Origin of the sequence: Acinetobacter sp. SwsAc6 (genome assembly GCF_013391565.1) — a bacterium.
In the GTDB taxonomy this organism is placed as follows: domain Bacteria; phylum Pseudomonadota; class Gammaproteobacteria; order Pseudomonadales; family Moraxellaceae; genus Acinetobacter; species Acinetobacter cumulans.
In genome coordinates, this window is the sequence record NZ_JACAXE010000003.1 from 14704 (window position 1) to 30693 (window position 15990).

The following is a 15990-nucleotide window of genomic DNA, read 5'->3' on the forward strand; positions in this document are numbered from 1 at the left end:
CCGTGGTGAGCATGTTCATGGATGACAGCATACGCTGAGGATTGCTCGATAAACAAGGTGACTCACCATACTGCATATACGGGATACATCACATTGCACAGTTTGCCACTTGACCATACTGATACGATTTATCTGTACGATGCTATTTTGCAAAAAAATTAAACTGTTAGAATATGCCCCTGAGATGGGCATATTCTGTGCACTCAATCAATTAAAACAACACGCAATAAAAATTAAATAGATAAAAATTCTATATGGAAATCAGGATTTTAAAATGTGCGAAAAAACTCAATTTTGGGATCAGGCCAAGGGTTTATTGGAAGAGTGGTACGTTGCTTGTACTGCGAAAGAATTAAAAAAAGATCAACCTTTACAAACCACCATTTACGGTAAAAATTTTGTGGTGTTTCGTCAAAAGAATGGGCAGGCAGCCGTTCTACTCGATCAATGTGTACATCGTGGTGTTCCTCTTTCCGCAGGCAAAATGACCAATGGTTGTGTGACTTGTCCTTATCATGGCTGGTCTTATCAAGGCGATGGTCAGGTGGCGCATATTCCCAGTGTGAATGGCAAATTTTTTCCAGAGAAAGCTCATGCATTTAAACAGCGGAGTTATGACGTCTGTGAGCAAGATGGATTGATCTGGGTCTATTTAGGCGATAAAGCGCCTGAAGCACGCCCTGAAGTATTTAAACTGCCTTTTTATGATGCACCAGGTTGGCAAAGTTATTATATGGTGGGCAAATATGATGGTGAGATGGGCACTGTCGCACAAAACATTATGGATGTTACCCACACGATATTTGTGCACGAAGGCTGGTTTCGCTCTGAGTCGGGCAAAGCGGTAGATGCCACGATTGAGGTGAGTCCACGTAAGGTGGTGGTGGAATATCATGACCATGAGGCAGATGTAGGCATGATGCCGTGGCTGACCAATCCACATGGTGCACAGCAGGTTCATCGTGATAGCTTTATTGCACCCAATATTACCTTGGTGGAATACCACTGGGGTGAACCTTCAGGCATGGTCTTTAACAGCCTGATTACGCCTGTTGGGCCTTATGAATCACGGGTATATACCTGTGTAAGCTATAAATTTCCAATTCCACGTGTGTTGGCAAAAGCAATTCAACCTGCGGTGAACGTATACACGTGGGTGGTGAATAACCAAGACATTAAAATTTTGGCGGCACGCCGTAAAGGTTTGGAAAGTATGCCGATGACGCATTCACATAGTGTACGTGGTGATATGGCGCATATCGCATTGGAAAAGATTTTAGAATCCTTACGTCATGATCAGTCTTTAACCCCATCTATTTTGGGCAAGCGTCCTATGCAGTTTCAAATTTAAGATAGCAAAGGGGGAAGTGCATTGCTGACCCCAAGCAAGGTGTTTCACACGAAGGTCTTTATGGTTTTGTGCCAATCTATGTTATATCGGTAGCCATGAATATGAGGAATGGCACATGAAACAAGATTTAGCCCTAATGATGGCCTTAGCCAATGAGTCTAAAGGTTTGTTTGAGTCTGCGGGAATTGATGTTCACTATAGTGGCATTGGTAAAGTCAACGCAGCATTTAAAGCCTATGAAGTAATTCAAAAAACAGGTTGCAAAACCTTGCTGAACTTAGGGACGGCTGGGAGCTCCCATTTTGATGCACATGCATTGGTTGAGGTTACACAGTTTGTGCAACGTGATATGGATGTGTCGCCATTGGGCTTTGCAGTAGGGGTTACGCCACTAGATGATGAGTATCCTGCGGGGATTGAGCTGGTACCTTATTTTGATCATCTTGCACAAGGAATTTGCGGTACTGGCGACAGCTTTGAAACTGGGCTACCGAAAGTACCGTGTAATTTAGTGGACATGGAAGGCTACGCAATCGCAAAAGTATGTAAAAAACTGGGCGTTCGCTTAATCTCGGTAAAATATATTACCGATGGTGCAAATGACACAGCACATCTGGATTGGGAAGAAAACTTATTGTTAGGCGCGCAAAAATTATTATCGTTATATCAAAGTTTAAAAGTATAAAAAATAAGGTTGGCGGCCATATCGAGTTATGGCCGAATGCCAATCATTGCCACGAAAGACAATAGAGAGAATTAATTACGAGGTAATACACCATAGAGCATCATGTGCACCGTGTGTTGGATCACACGTTGGTTCATGCTACGGTTACGCAAGGTTTTGCCTGTCACCATTTCAATTTGCGTAGCAAAGTCAGCATAGTTCTGTGTAACAGCCCAGATATTCAAAATCAAAATTTCAGGATCAATATCCTTTGAAATTTTGCCTTGTTCTTGCCAGTTACTAATCACTTTAGCTTTACGTTTTACCAGCTTCTTTAAAGGTCCTTTGAGGATATCAAGAATATGTGGCGCACCTTGAATCACTTCAAGCGCAAATAAACGAGACGCTTTAGGCTGCGTACGCGATACTTCAATTTTTTGCATCAAATAATTGGTAATCGCTTCAGCAGGTTCTAAATCTGCTTCTAAAGTTTGCAAAGGCGCTAACCATTTTTGTAACACTGTGGTTAACACTTCGACATAAAGCGCTTCTTTATTTTCATAGTAATAGAAAATATTCGATTTATGCATTTCTGCAATTTGCGCGATTTCATCCAGACTGGCCCCATTGAAACCATATAGGGAAAATACGTCCAGTGCAGCGCTAAGCAACTGGTTACGTTTTTGAGTACTCTTTTTTTGTTCCATTAGCATTTTAACAATGAAAAGGGGGATCGGGGATTGTACGGCAAATCAGCAGCCTTGTGCACAACCAAACTTTGTAATTTTATGAATAATGGCGATTTATTTTATAGATCGATGATTAAATTATCCTGACAGCCCCACTAAAATCAAATAAAAAATAGTATGCATAAATAAAAAAATGATTATTTTTATTCATTAATGTTATGGAAGTTGTTGATTTTAAGTTGGGGCACCTATTCATGCACCTTTTAGGTGCTTTATACCGCATATAAATCGACGATTTAATCGATATATATGCCCCACACTCATCACTTGCTACATGATGAGTATGAGACAAATTAAAAATATTTAAGTCGCGAGCACAGCATTGAGCACCTGTTGTTCAAGTGTGCTAAAAGCCAGATTTTTTTGTCGTGGACGGGGCAGATCGACCTGAAATTGTGAGGCAATATGGCCCTTATCGAGCAGAATAATACGATCTGCAAGTTGTACCGCTTCGCTCACATCATGGGTTACCAAGATGGCCGTAAAGCCTTGCTCGGTCCAGAGTTTTTCAATCAGATTTTGCATGTCTAAGCGGGTTAATGCATCTAAAGCGCCGAGTGGCTCATCTAACAGTAAGATTCGCGGTTGGTGAGATAATGCGCGTGCAAGCGCCGTTCTTTGACGCTGTCCACCTGAAAGTTGGGACGGCCATAATGAGGCTTTTTCTTTCAGGCCAACTTTTTCTAGCATGGCTGAGGCATTGGCATGTCGCTCTTTTTCTAAACCGAGCTGTACGTTTTGTTCAATGCTTCGCCAAGGCAAAAGTCGTGGATCTTGGAACATCACACGAATGTCATCGGAGGTAATACCTTCACGAATATGACGCGCAGATTTAAATTTGATTTCACCGTAGCTTGGTTTTTCTAAATCGGCAATTAAGCGAAGTAGGGTACTTTTACCACAGCCACTACGGCCCACAATGGCAAGGAATTCACCGGGCTGAATATGCAGGTCGAGGTCTTCGAGTACTTTTACACTGCCATAGAACTTATGCAGTTGCTCAATGTGAATTTCGGCACCAAGCACAGCATTGGGGTTAATGTCGTTGGTGTGCGTGTTTGAGCTTGATGTATTTGCATTTGAGGTATCTTGGGCATGGCGGCCAATACTTAAATCAGTCATGTCATGTGTCCTTTTTTATTTTTGATAGCCAGCGTGCCAGCGGAGGAGATAACGCTCTAAAGCCACGGCTAAAACGTCAGCTAATTTACCCAGTAGGGCATACAGTAAAATCCCTACCAACACGATATCGGTTTGTAAAAACTCACGTGCGTTCATGGTCATATAACCAATACCTGCTTGTGCAGAAATGGTTTCGGCCACAATTAACAGCACCCACACCAAACCTAAGGAAAAACGCAGTCCGACCAAAATTGAAGGCATTGCACCCGGCAAAATAATGTCTTTATAGAGCTGCCAGCGTGTGAGGCCATAACTTTTGCCCATTTCAATGAGCTGTGGGTCGACAGAACGAATACCATGATAGGTATTAATATAAATAGGGAAAAATACCCCGATCGCCACTAAAAATAGCTTGGCACTTTCATCAATACCAAACCATAAAATCACCAATGGAATGAGTGCAAGCGCTGGAATGTTACGGATCATTTGAATGGTGGTGTCGAGCAAGTTTGAAGCGACTTTAGATGAGCCATTGAGCAGGCCTAGTAATAAGCCCAAACCACCACCGACCAATAAGCCTAAAAGTGCACGGCCCGCACTGACTTGCACGTGTTTCCATAGTTCACCACTTAAAAGCAAGCTCCAAAATGCACTAACAACGGCGCTTGGTGCAGGTAAAATACGGCTTTGTAATAGGCCAGTGACTGAGGCAACTTGCCAAAGCAAAATCAGAACAATAGGAAGAAGCCAAGGCAGCAAACGCTGCCCGAGCTGTGTTCCACGTGAAACCTTCTTTTCTGCGAAGGCTTCAACCGAAACAGATTTAGACATTTTAAGCTGGCTCCTGAATCGGTTTTTTATTTTCATCTGGTGTGTAATTGTTCGCGACAATTTCGCCAAATGGGCCAGTCAAATTGGGTTGAGTTAGCTTTTGTTGGGTTTCGAGTGGCAGTAGCGGGAACACCAATTCTGCAAAACGAATCGATTCTTCTAAATGCGGGTAGCCCGAGAAAATAAAGGTATTAATACCGAGGTCTGCATATTCTTGAATACGTGCAGCCACTGTTTCAGGATCACCGACTAAAGCTGTACCTGCACCGCCACGGACTAGACCTACACCAGCCCAAAGGTTAGGGGATACTTCGAGTTTAGTACGGTCTCCATTGTGCAGTTCAGCCATACGGCGTTGTCCGATTGAATCCATGCTTTTGAATTTGGCTTGCGCGGCTTGAATGGTTGCATCATCAACATATTGGATGAGCTCTTCAGCCGCTTGCCATGCTTCAGCATTGGTTTCACGTACAATTACGTGTAAACGAATACCGTAGTTCAGTTCACGACCTTTGGCCTCTGCGCGGGCTTTGACCACGGCAATTTTCTCTTTCACTGCAGCAGGTGGTTCACCCCAAGTGAGATAGGTGTCGACTTGTGATGCCGCTAACTCAATTGCATCATCTGAAGAGCCACCAAACCAAAGCGGTGGATACGGTTGTTGTACAGGTGGATATAAAAGTTTGGCATCATCTACGCTTAAGCGTTCACCATGGAAGGTATAGCTTTCACCGGTATGTGAGCGGGTTAAAATTTCACGCCAAATGGTGGTGTATTCGTTTGCAGTTTTGTAGCGAGTCGCATGGTCTTCATATACACCATCACCTTTGAGTTCTTGCTCGTCACCACCTGTAACTAAGTTAAGCAATACACGGCCACCCGATAAACGGTCAAATGTTGCTGCCATACGTGCAGCTAAAGCAGGTGTAGTCACCCCAGGGCGAAGTGCAACAAGGAACTTTAATTTTTTGGTTGCATCAATCAAGCTGGTAGCTGTTAACCATGGATCTTCACATGAACGGCCTGTTGGAATCAGTACGCCTTCGTAGCCAAGGTTGTCTACCGCCACCGCAATTTGTTTCATATATGCATGATCAACAACACGAGCACCTTTGCTGGTACCGAGGTAGCGACTGTCACCATGCGTCGGGATAAACCAAAAAATTTTCATATCTGTTCCTTAATTTTGAATGTGCTCGGTCATCCAACAGGCTGCATCTGGTTCTGATTTGGTCGATGTCAGTCCTGCGGGAAATAAAATGAAAGTGAAAAAACTTATTTAATAATGGCAGCGTCAATATTGAGTTTGTTTGGAATGAGCTTTTGCGCATAGAAGGCATCTGCAACACGTTGTTGCTCGCTAATTACTGCAGGGCTAATGGGTTGCACGCCAAAACCCATCCGTGAAATCGAACTTTTTAAAATGTTAAAATCGAGGCTAGTTGGCTTTTCGAGTAACTTGGCGGCTTCATCTTGATGGCTCGCTACCCACTGTGTAGACAGGTTCAATTCTTTCACCACGGCTTGAATCACTTTTGGATTGGCTTCAGCAAATTTACGGTCAGCCAAATAAAACTGATGGTTGCTCACGAGGTTTTCACCTGTGGCCAAAACGCGCGCGCCAATTTGTTGTTCAGCTGCAGCAAAGAACGGATCCCAAATCACCCAAGCATCGACTGCACCTTTTTCAAAGGCTGCACGTGCATCGGAAGGGGGTAAATAAATGACATTGATGTCATTCAGTGTTAAATGATTGGCTTCTAAAACTTTCAACAATAAATAATGAACATTTGAGCCTTTGTTTAAGGCAACGCGTTTGCCTTTTAAGTCAGCAATGCTGTTGATGGCAGAATCTTTAGGCACCAGTAAGGCTTCTGCTTTGGGTGCAGCAGGTTGGTTGGCCACATAGACTAAATTTGAGTTGGCTGCTTGTGCAAAAATTGGCGGGGCTTCACCTGCTTCGCCTAACACAACGCTACCGACATTTAAGCCTTCTAATAGCTGTGGCCCAGCCGGGAATTCCACCCATTTCACCTGAACGCCTTGCGCTTCTAGCGCTTTTTCTAAATTGCCGCGTTCTTTGACAATCGGCAAAATGCCATATTTTTGAAAGCCGATATTTAAAGTAATGGTCTCTTGGGCTTGATCTTTAGAGCAACCCGTCAGCATCATGACAGCAACAGTCGCAGCAGAAAGAGCGAGTGATTTTGTCCAAAATTGAGAAGGGATGATGCGCATGGCAGGTTGCTCCTGAACCTAAAATAAGAACGACATGGAATGCACATACGCTAATGAATTTTCTTTTTCGGAAAAAATAAAAAAACTTAAAGTTCTAATGAAGAAAAAAGATAAATAAAAAACAGCAAACCTTATGCAAATTTATGCTGAATAAAATAATGAGAGATATGCTGTTTAATGATTTTAATTTATTGAAATTTAATACTTATTTTTTAATATACGATCTATGCATAAGTTTATCTCTTTATGCGCATAAGTCCAAAGCATGGACTGCGCAAATTTAGAGATAAACTTAGTCAAAATTGAGCTAAGCAGGGCGCTCTAAACCTACTTAAAGGGTTTTGATACAGACCAAGGAGTTACGCTGGTAGTTGTATAAAGCCTGACGTGCATTCGGGAGATCATCGACACTGGCAGATGCAAAGCCTTGCTCGATAAACCAGTGTGCCGTACGTGTGGTTAAAATAAACAATTGCTCGATTCCCAAAGCTTTGGCTTTTTCTTCTAAATAATGCAGGATTTGACTGCCACGATTCGATTTACGGTAGCTCGGATGTACAGCAACACAGGCAATTTCAGCCGAACGCAATTCGCCTTCAGCGGTAGGAATTGGGTAAAGCGCTGCACAGGCTAAAATCGTACCATCGCGTTCAATTACGGCAAATTGTTCGATTTCATTTTCTAAACGTTCACGCGAGCGATAGACCAAAATCCCTTCTTCTTCTAACGGACGAAGTAGATTAATTAAACCACCGACATCTTGAATATTCGCCGTGCGGACTTCTTCATAATGTGCATCAGTAATCATGGTGCCAGAACCATCACGCGTGAAGAGTTCTTCTAGCATGGCACCATCGGTTGCATACGAAATTAAATGCACCCGATGTACGCCTTGTAGCGAGGCTGTTTTTGCACCATGCAAATGTAAGAAAATGTCGGGATTGGCATCTTGGTATTGTAAAAGGTGTTCTTCTAGTTGGTGTGGTAAGACTTCTCGAATTAATTGGCCATGTTCATCCATGAGGCCTGCTGATTGGCCAAGGAAAATCAATTTATCTGCTTTTAAGCTAATTGCAGTTTTGGTTGCCACTTCTTCCGCCAACAAATTAAATACTTCACCTGTAGTGGAATAGCCCGTTGGCCCAAGCAAGATAATATTTTGACTGAGTAAATGGCGCTGAATGGCATCAGTGTCGATACTACGCACTTCACCAGACAACTGAAAATCAACACCATCCCGAATACCATAAGGCTTTGCAGTAACTAAATTGCCCGATACCACATCAATACGTGCGCCGTACATCGGTGAGTTGGCCAATCCCATCGAGAGCAACGCTTCAATTTGTAAACGAATAGAACCTGATGCATTCATCACTGCGCTTAAAGACTCACGTGTGGTCACGCGACGATGATGATGAAATGGCGTTGTGAGTCCGCTGGCTTTGAGGTTCTGATTAATTTGCGGGCGTGCGCCGTAAACCAAAATTAAACGAATACCTAAAGAATGCAACAGGGCAATGTCATGAATAATGTGTTGAAAATTCGCATGTAAGACGGCTTCACCATCAAACATGATGACAAAGGTTTTGCCACGGTGGGCATTAATATAGGGTGCAGAATGCCGAAACCAATGCACGTATTGTAAAGTTGTGCTTTGAGAAACGTCCATTGAAGTCATGTGCAGGCCTATGCCGAGATTACGGTTTATTGATTCTAATCAAAAAAACCATGGAGAGAAAAGGGAAAGCCTCTGTGCAGACAAAAAACACCCGTATAAGTTGAATTATACAGGTGCGAAAGGGATATTCACCGAGGCTTAGGAATTAGCCAATGATTCGGATGATTCGGTCGTTACGTTCGTTGATGAGTACATAGTCGCCATTCACTTTGTACCATTGTTGGTAGCGCCCAGTGTTGGGTAATTTACGTGCTTCACGGTCACTCACTTTATAGCGTGTTGACTGAAACGCGCGTGGTAAGGTTTGACCACTACGCCATTCACGGCTTGGGTTTACACGTTGTTGATTCCACTGATTGTTGTTATTCCATTGTTGTGGATGTTTGTTGTCCCAACGTGAATCATGGGGTTGAACATGGCTTGGCGGTGGTGGTGGATTACCACGACGGTCATCAAAACGATGATCAGGCGCTGCCATTGCCGATGTTGCGATTAAACCTGAAAGTGCAAGGGTCGCAAAAGAGATCAGTTTTTTCATTTCATTCACCTAAATTGCTGTAATGCTGTTCTGTTTCGATAACTTTAAATTACCGACAAAGTTCAGAGAAAGCGTGAGGGATATAGAGTGGAATTGTGAAATGTATGAAGAAAAATAGCAGATTGCGTGCAGGTGAATGCTCTATCAATTGCTTAAGCTACTGGCAGGCAAAAGTGCTGGCATAAAAAAAGCCCAAACAATGTTGGGCTATGCAGTGTAAGGGGCTAAAGACCTAAAATACGCATAATGCTGTTGGTCTCTGAGTTGACTAAAATGTAGTCATTGTTAATTTTGTACCATTGTTGATTACGATCTGGTCTTGGTAAGTTTTGGTCTCGATAATCGACTTTATAACCATTACCACGATAATGTTGTGGAAGCACATAACCCGCTTGCCATTTATGTTGTTGTAAGCGTTTTACACCACGCTCTTCACGCATACGACGCATCTCCATGCGTTCACCATCATTATCTTCACGGAATTCGCGATTTTTTTTCGCTTGCCCGCGGTTGAAGTCACGTGGCTGATCATAACCATCGCGTTGGTCAAAATGAGGACCAGCAATCGAAATGCTGCTTGCTGTCAAAGCACTGAAAGATATTGCTAATGCAGTCAAAATCTTTTTCATGTTAAGTCCTCATCTAAATGATTCATAATGTATGGGATTACTCTACGCAAAAAATGCAGAGAAACTGTGAAGATAGTGCGATAATTCTTTAAATAAAGCAGAGATAATAAGGATATTATGCGTTAAAAATGCAGATCTATAAATGATCAAATCTGTTTATGGTGACGAAAGTAAATTGTGGATTGAATATAGTGGGATGTTTTTATTCAATCCTATTTTGGCAACTGAGTAAATGAAATCGTATGAGCACATGAAGATTTGCCTTTAGTTCCACTGCTCACTTAGACCAGACAATGAATATACCGCTTCAGCGACTGCTTCCGCTGAACTTGCATGATCCAGTGCCATAATTAGAGTTGTAGACAATTGTAGTTGTTCAATTGAACGAATAATTTCAGTTTTACGTTGTTGATCGGCCATGATCTATCTCCAGAGTGTTGAGACTACAAAATCAATGCAGTCAGCATAGAGAAGATCTGTTTATTTTAAAAACCGAATAAAATTATAAAAATAATTTAAAAATACGATTGATGGCATAAAGTCATCAATTGAGGATTTGTACAGAATGAATGGATATTAAACTGACCCGTTAGCGTAAATCACACAAGGCACACGGGGTTGCCTTGTGATCGTGCGATCTATGGGTGTAAACCTATGACAGGATTTAAAAGCAAAGCCTAATCCGAAATATAGGCTTAGTAAGCAAATTGAAGGTCAGTGTAGTCGGTCAGCGATTTTTGTAAATGTGCTTGTATAAATTCACGTACATCTTGCTCAGTCATTGGAGCACCTTGCTTGGTAATCACGTGTTCAACAGGCGGTTGGCCTTCTGCAGTAATACGATAAACAAAACTTTTTGCAGTCTCATAGCGGTCATTTTGTTTCACAATACATAGCACGTACTGATAACGATGTTCGAAGTTTAAGTCAGTATGTGAAAATACAAACTGCTCAAATAGCTTCACATTTTGGCCATTTTCTAAGGCTTTGAGATCATCCAAAATACTTGGATCAAACTTCATACCATATTTTTCAGAAATCGCTTTGCCATCAATCAATAGATTGAGCATGCCATCTTCGGTTGGTGTTACAGTAATATTGCTAAAGTCAGACATGTCGGACACTCATTGCTTAAAATGTTTGGCATAAGTATCCGCATATTGTCTGGAATTACAAGCCAATGTGGCATGAATGTACTCAGCATAAAAAATGTATGTGCCGAAAAAAAGGAGGCCAAAGCCTCCTTTTATTTAATGCATTGATACCGTTATGCGTTTAGGCATCTTGTGCATCTATACTGGCACCATTGAGGGATAAGCTATCATCGCCCATCAAATATAAATAGGCCGGCATAATTTGCTCGGGTGTCGGTAAGATTTTTGGATCTTCATCTGGATAGGCTTTTGCGCGCATCGCAGTCCGTGTTGCACCGGGATTGATACAGTTGAAGCGAATATTAGGGTGCTGATTTTCTTTGGCAAACAAAGTGCTTACAGCCTCAATGGCAATTTTAGACACAGAATATGCACCCCAGTTTTCACGCGCTTCACGGCCTACACCTGAACTGGCAAACACCACAGAGGCATGTTCTGATTTTTGCAATAGCGGTAATAATTCTTGCGTGAGTACGAAAGGCGCACGTAAGTTTACGGCCATCACATCATCCCACACATCGGCAGGATAATGTGCTAAGGGTGTACGCTCGCCCAAAATGCCTGCATTATGCAAAATACCATCTAAACGGCCAAATTGGCGCTCAAGTGTATCAACCAATAACTCATAATCACGCGGAGAAGCACTCGACAATTGAAGCGGTAAAATTGCAGGTTGTGGTGCGCCCAATCCTTCAATTTCATCGTAAATTACTTCAAGTTTGTTCAGTGTACGGCCATGCAAAACCACTGTTGCGCCATGAAGAGCATAAGTGATTGCAGCTGCACGACCGATACCATCGCCCGCACCTGTAATTAGGATAATGCGATCTTTGAGTAGATCGGGGCGAGGTTGATATTCTGAATATTTCATTGTCTATCTCCTCGTTTTATTGTGTTTTTTCAGTCTTTATTTTGGCTAGGTTTGAGCAGGGTAGATGCTATTTGTACCTATGACGTGCTGACGAATGACATCGTGTAATTCTACAACAGTATTCACTATACAATCTGCATGCCAGGCTGTTAAGTCATCTTTATATTGAAGGGGTAAATAGCCATAGGCTGCTAAAATGGTGTGCATACCTGCACTGCGCCCAGCATCAATATCACGTGGATGGTCGCCCACATAAATACAGTCTTTGGCGTCAATTTGGATCTGATCAGCAGCCAAATACATTGGCTCTGGATCTGGTTTGGTTTTACTCACATCTTCAGGGCAGACCAGCACTGAACAGCGCGCTGTCAAATTCAGTGCTTGCAATAAAGACTCGCTCAGCCAGCGGGGTTTATTGGTCACAATACCCCAAGGAATCTGATGCTGTTCAAGTTCGGCTAACAGCGCTTGCATGCCTGTAAATAAGTCGGTATCGACCGCAATATCGGCGCCGTATCGGTCCAAAAAGTCTTGGCGATGCGCCAAAAAGATCGGATCTTCTACATCGAGTTCAGGATAAACCAATTTAACCATCGCACGTGCGCCTTCCGACACTTGCGTACGGATCAGGTCTGTATCGACGACAGGACAGCCTTTTTCGCGACACATGTCTTGCAAAATACGAATAAAGTCGGCTGCAGTGTCGATCAGTGTCCCATCTAAATCAAACAGTACCGCTTTCATTGTGCGCCTTCATTCACGGTATGAACCATGTAGTTGACGTCTACATTGGGTGCGAGCCAGTAGCGTTTGGTCAGCGGGTTGTAATGTAGCCCGGTCATATTTTTGAGCTTTAAATGAGCGCCACGAATGTCATGTGCTAATTCTGAAGGCTTAATAAATTTGTGATAATCGTGAGTCCCTTTGGCCAGCATACGTAGCACATATTCGGCACCAATAATGGCAAATAAATATGATTTAGGGTTACGGTTAATAGTTGAGAAAAACACATGACCACCTGGCTTAACTAACTTTTTGCAGGCTGCAATAATTGAAGCTGGATCTGGCACATGTTCGAGCATTTCCATACATGTCACCACATCATATTGGCCAGCGTGTTCTTCGGCCAATTGCTCTACGGGTACTTGACGGTACTCGATATTGTCGACGCCTTCTTGTTCTGCGTGTAGGCGTGCAACATTGAGCGGTGCAAGGCCCATATCAATACCCAAGACTTGAGCGCCACGACGTGCCATGCTTTCTGCCAAAATGCCACCGCCACAGCCGACATCAAGAACTTTTTTACCTGCGATGCCACCTGAATGCTCATCAATCCAATTTAAACGGAGTGGATTAATCATGTGTAATGGACGGAATTCAGAGTTCTGGTCCCACCAGATGGCAGCGAATGCTTCAAACTTAGCAATTTCTTGTGGATCAACATTCAACTGCGACATGGGTTCACCTCAGGCAAGGGTTATATTTTAAAATAAAGTCAGAGGCTTATTAGTGTAGCGCTTATTCTAAAAAAAGCGATAAAAGCGCTAAAAAAGTTCACAGAATGGAAACGAAATTTGCATAAATGATTTATAGTGATCGCATAAGCTAATCATAATGAGTTAGAGGACTATAATCTCAATGAAAAAATTCCTTTTCGGCAGTTTGGTCGCTGCTGTTTTTGCCGTTTCTGGTAGCGCGATGGCCGCTGACTTTGTTGCAGGAAAAGACTATACAGTGCTCGCAAACCCTGTACAAGTTGAGGTTCCGGGGAAAATTGAAGTTCGTGAATTCTTTTGGTATGGCTGCCCACACTGTTTTAAACTTGAACCGCACATGCAAACGTGGTTAAAAAACATGCCTAAAGATGTACGTTTTGTACGTACGCCGGCAGCCATGAATCCAGTATGGGAACAAGGTGCGCGCGCATATTATGTTTCGGAAGCACTTGGGGTACGCCAAAAAACACATTTAATGTTGTTCCATGCGATTCATGAAGGCCAAAAACCAATTTTAGAAAAAGCTGCTTTTGCCAAATACTTTACGCAGTTTGGTATTCCAGAAGCTAAATTTAATAGCACTTACGATTCTTTCCCAATCGCATCTAAAATTGCGCAAGCTCAAGATCTTGCAAAACGTTATCAATTGACAGGTGTACCTGCGGTAACGGTGAATGGTAAATACGTCATTCAAGGTGAAGATGGAAAAGTCACTCAAGTGTTAAATTACTTAATTGAAAAAGAACGTTCAGGCAAATAAGCCGACCTTAAATAAAAACCCGCAAGTTGCGGGTTTTTTTTATGCTTAAAGATCGCGTGTTAGACCGATGGCTGATTGCGATCCCAATGCAAAATACCGCGGAAGAGCAGTTGAACTTGAGTAATTGCACTGAGCTTGAGGTGTTCTTGTTGTGCGCCAAGTTCTGCAGCGGCCACAGAGCGTTGTAAGTCCATCCAGTTCATGGCCCAATTAAAGGCTAAGCTCATCAAAATTTGTGACAAGACCTGTAAATCATGCTGTAGATGAATATGATTCAGCGTTTGGGTACGCCCCAAATCTGCGCTTAAATCGGCAGTTAAATATTGAATCTCACGTTGGATGGCATAACGCAAATGTGCAGAACCGCCCCAGCGTTCCGCAATAAAAAAAATCCATGGCTCTGGATGCATTTGAATATGCTGAAACAGTAAATGGATACAGTTTTGGATACGTGTGTCGGGCTGATGTTGAAAGACTTGCCCCATTTGATATTGCATTTGTTTGAGCTGTAAGGCGGTTTGATCCACCAGTTCTAAACCCAGCTCATCCATATCACTAAAGTGCCGATAAAACGCGGTCGGCACTAAGTTGGCGGCTTTGGCAATTTCACGTAGGCTCATACTGCTAAAGGCACGTCCTTGGCCACTTAATGCTAAGGCTGCATCTAAAAGTGCTTGTCGACTTTGTTGTTTACGTTCATCGCGTATCGACATGTTGTGTTCCGAAAATCCTTTGTTTGCAGTCTAGCAAAAATTGTATGCAGCACCTAGAGATGATCTGGCATGGAAAATAGCGCATGGAGAAAGTACGCAAATACGGCTTGAATTCATGCATTTTGTAAAAGGCTGAGTGTGGTGGTCAAACTCGAAGCGGGCTTCTGCTATACTGAAGCGCATTGTAATTTAGTAAAATGAAGGACCCTTTATGCGTATCGACCAGCGAGCATTAGATCAATTACGTGATGTCAAAATTACCCGTAACTACACACGTTATGCCGAAGGTTCGGTATTGGTTGAATTTGGTCATACAAAAGTCTTGTGTACTGCCAGTATTGATCATTCAGTGCCACGTTTCTTAAAAGGTCAAGGTCAAGGTTGGGTAACAGCAGAATATGGTATGTTGCCACGTTCGACACATACACGTTCTGATCGTGAAGCGGCACGTGGTAAACAAAGTGGTCGTACGCAAGAAATTCAACGCTTAATTGGCCGTAGCTTACGTGCCATGGTGGATTTGAAAAAATTGGGTGAAAACACCATTACGATCGACTGTGATGTGATTCAAGCTGATGGTGGTACGCGTACTGCATCAATTACAGGTGCTGCGGTTGCATTGATTGATGCCATGAATGTATTGCTTGAAAAGAAAAAAATTAAGCATGATCCGCTAAAAGGTTTAGTGGCTGCGATTTCAGTGGGTATGTATCAAGACGAAGCTTTGCTTGATCTTTGCTATGAAGAAGACTCAAACTGCCAAACAGATTTAAACGTGGTGATGACGCAAGCAGGTGAATTCATTGAAATTCAAGGCACAGCAGAAGACAAACCATTTACACGTGCGCAGTGTAACGAAATGCTTGAATTGGCTGAAAAAGGCATTCAAGAATTGATTAAAAAGCAACAAGAGGCATTGGGTTGGTAAGACCTGATTGGCCAGACTAAACGCACCTTTGGGTGCGTTTTTTTTCATCTGATTGACATCAAAGCATCATGTTTTGGTCATGCCTATGCGTTATTCCTATGAGGGTATTTACAGATAGGAAATGCAAATGCGTGTTTTTTTTGTCGGGCTCATGATGAGTTCAGTCTTGCTTTTGAGTGCATGTAAAAACGATCAGGCGCAAGGTGATGCGCAAGCACCAACCCCTGAACCCAATTGTAAAATGCATTGTGCACCTTAAGAATAACAA

The 15990-nt window shown here is 42.7% G+C and carries 19 protein-coding genes; 5 read left to right on the plus strand and 14 right to left on the minus strand.

Annotated features, from left to right (window positions below):
• The first annotated feature begins 274 nt into the window (after window positions 1-274).
• Together HYG93_RS02690 and HYG93_RS02695 are read left to right on the plus strand one after the other, a co-directional pair.
• Window positions 275-1351, plus strand: a complete 1077-nt coding sequence (locus HYG93_RS02690; protein ID WP_106984120.1) for an aromatic ring-hydroxylating dioxygenase subunit alpha — start codon at window positions 275-277, stop codon at window positions 1349-1351.
• 115 nt (window positions 1352-1466) lie between these two features.
• A complete protein-coding gene (locus HYG93_RS02695) occupies window positions 1467-2036 on the plus strand; it encodes a 5'-nucleosidase (RefSeq protein WP_106984121.1) in 570 nt (189 codons plus the stop codon).
• Window positions 2037-2107: 71 nt separating this feature from the next.
• Here HYG93_RS02695 and HYG93_RS02700 read toward each other — a convergent pair whose 3' ends face one another.
• The 13 genes from HYG93_RS02700 to ubiG all read right to left on the minus strand — a co-directional run bounded on the left by HYG93_RS02700 (window position 2108) and on the right by ubiG (window position 13282).
• On the minus strand, window positions 2108-2722 hold the full coding sequence (locus HYG93_RS02700; RefSeq protein WP_106984293.1) for a TetR/AcrR family transcriptional regulator: 615 nt from the start codon (window positions 2720-2722) through the stop codon (window positions 2108-2110).
• Window positions 2723-3067: 345 nt separating this feature from the next.
• A complete protein-coding gene (locus HYG93_RS02705; RefSeq protein ID WP_106984122.1) occupies window positions 3068-3886 on the minus strand; it encodes an ABC transporter ATP-binding protein in 819 nt (272 codons plus the stop codon).
• A 15-nt stretch (window positions 3887-3901) separates the two neighbouring features.
• On the minus strand, window positions 3902-4717 hold the full coding sequence (ssuC, locus tag HYG93_RS02710) for an aliphatic sulfonate ABC transporter permease SsuC (protein ID WP_106984123.1): 816 nt from the start codon (window positions 4715-4717) through the stop codon (window positions 3902-3904).
• 1 nt (window position 4718) lies between these two features.
• On the minus strand, window positions 4719-5888 hold the full coding sequence (gene ssuD / locus HYG93_RS02715; protein ID WP_106984124.1) for an FMNH2-dependent alkanesulfonate monooxygenase: 1170 nt from the start codon (window positions 5886-5888) through the stop codon (window positions 4719-4721).
• 104 nt (window positions 5889-5992) lie between these two features.
• Window positions 5993-6955 carry a sulfonate ABC transporter substrate-binding protein gene (locus HYG93_RS02720; RefSeq protein WP_106984125.1) on the minus strand — a complete coding sequence of 321 codons (963 nt, stop codon included), beginning with the start codon at window positions 6953-6955 and terminating at the stop codon, window positions 5993-5995.
• Window positions 6956-7286: 331 nt separating this feature from the next.
• Entirely contained in the window at window positions 7287-8633 is a 1347-nt protein-coding gene (argA, locus tag HYG93_RS02725; protein WP_106984126.1) for an amino-acid N-acetyltransferase, read from the minus strand.
• Window positions 8634-8778: 145 nt separating this feature from the next.
• Window positions 8779-9171: an RcnB family protein gene (locus HYG93_RS02730; protein WP_106984127.1), complete on the minus strand. Its 393-nt coding sequence runs from the start codon at window positions 9169-9171 to the stop codon at window positions 8779-8781.
• A 224-nt stretch (window positions 9172-9395) separates the two neighbouring features.
• Entirely contained in the window at window positions 9396-9800 is a 405-nt protein-coding gene (locus HYG93_RS02735) for an RcnB family protein (RefSeq protein ID WP_106984128.1), read from the minus strand.
• 264 nt (window positions 9801-10064) lie between these two features.
• Window positions 10065-10220 (minus strand): hypothetical protein, encoded by a 156-nt coding sequence (locus HYG93_RS02740; RefSeq protein ID WP_167514216.1) that lies wholly within the window; start codon window positions 10218-10220, stop codon window positions 10065-10067.
• 275 nt (window positions 10221-10495) lie between these two features.
• Entirely contained in the window at window positions 10496-10915 is a 420-nt protein-coding gene (locus HYG93_RS02745; protein ID WP_106984129.1) for a hypothetical protein, read from the minus strand.
• 160 nt (window positions 10916-11075) lie between these two features.
• Window positions 11076-11825, minus strand: coding sequence for a YciK family oxidoreductase (locus HYG93_RS02750; protein WP_106984130.1), 750 nt, complete (start codon window positions 11823-11825; stop codon window positions 11076-11078).
• 45 nt (window positions 11826-11870) lie between these two features.
• Window positions 11871-12569, minus strand: coding sequence for an HAD family hydrolase (locus HYG93_RS02755; RefSeq protein ID WP_106984131.1), 699 nt, complete (start codon window positions 12567-12569; stop codon window positions 11871-11873).
• Window positions 12566-13282, minus strand: a complete 717-nt coding sequence (gene ubiG, locus HYG93_RS02760; RefSeq protein WP_106984132.1) for a bifunctional 2-polyprenyl-6-hydroxyphenol methylase/3-demethylubiquinol 3-O-methyltransferase UbiG — start codon at window positions 13280-13282, stop codon at window positions 12566-12568. The genes HYG93_RS02755 and ubiG overlap by 4 nt, the downstream gene beginning before the upstream one ends.
• Window positions 13283-13463: 181 nt before the next feature.
• Between ubiG and HYG93_RS02765 the strand changes: the two genes are divergently transcribed.
• A complete protein-coding gene (locus HYG93_RS02765; protein WP_106984133.1) occupies window positions 13464-14081 on the plus strand; it encodes a thiol:disulfide interchange protein DsbA/DsbL in 618 nt (205 codons plus the stop codon).
• Window positions 14082-14140: 59 nt separating this feature from the next.
• Here the strand turns inward: HYG93_RS02765 and HYG93_RS02770 are convergent, their stop codons facing one another.
• Window positions 14141-14794, minus strand: coding sequence for a TetR family transcriptional regulator (locus HYG93_RS02770; RefSeq protein WP_106984134.1), 654 nt, complete (start codon window positions 14792-14794; stop codon window positions 14141-14143).
• A gap of 211 nt (window positions 14795-15005) precedes the next feature.
• Here HYG93_RS02770 and rph point away from each other — a divergent pair, with 211 nt between their 5' ends.
• Together rph and HYG93_RS19290 are read left to right on the plus strand one after the other, a co-directional pair.
• Window positions 15006-15722, plus strand: coding sequence for a ribonuclease PH (gene rph / locus HYG93_RS02775; RefSeq protein ID WP_106984135.1), 717 nt, complete (start codon window positions 15006-15008; stop codon window positions 15720-15722).
• Window positions 15723-15849: 127 nt separating this feature from the next.
• On the plus strand, window positions 15850-15981 hold the full coding sequence (locus HYG93_RS19290; RefSeq protein WP_256733376.1) for a hypothetical protein: 132 nt from the start codon (window positions 15850-15852) through the stop codon (window positions 15979-15981).
• Window positions 15982-15990: the final 9 nt, after the last annotated feature.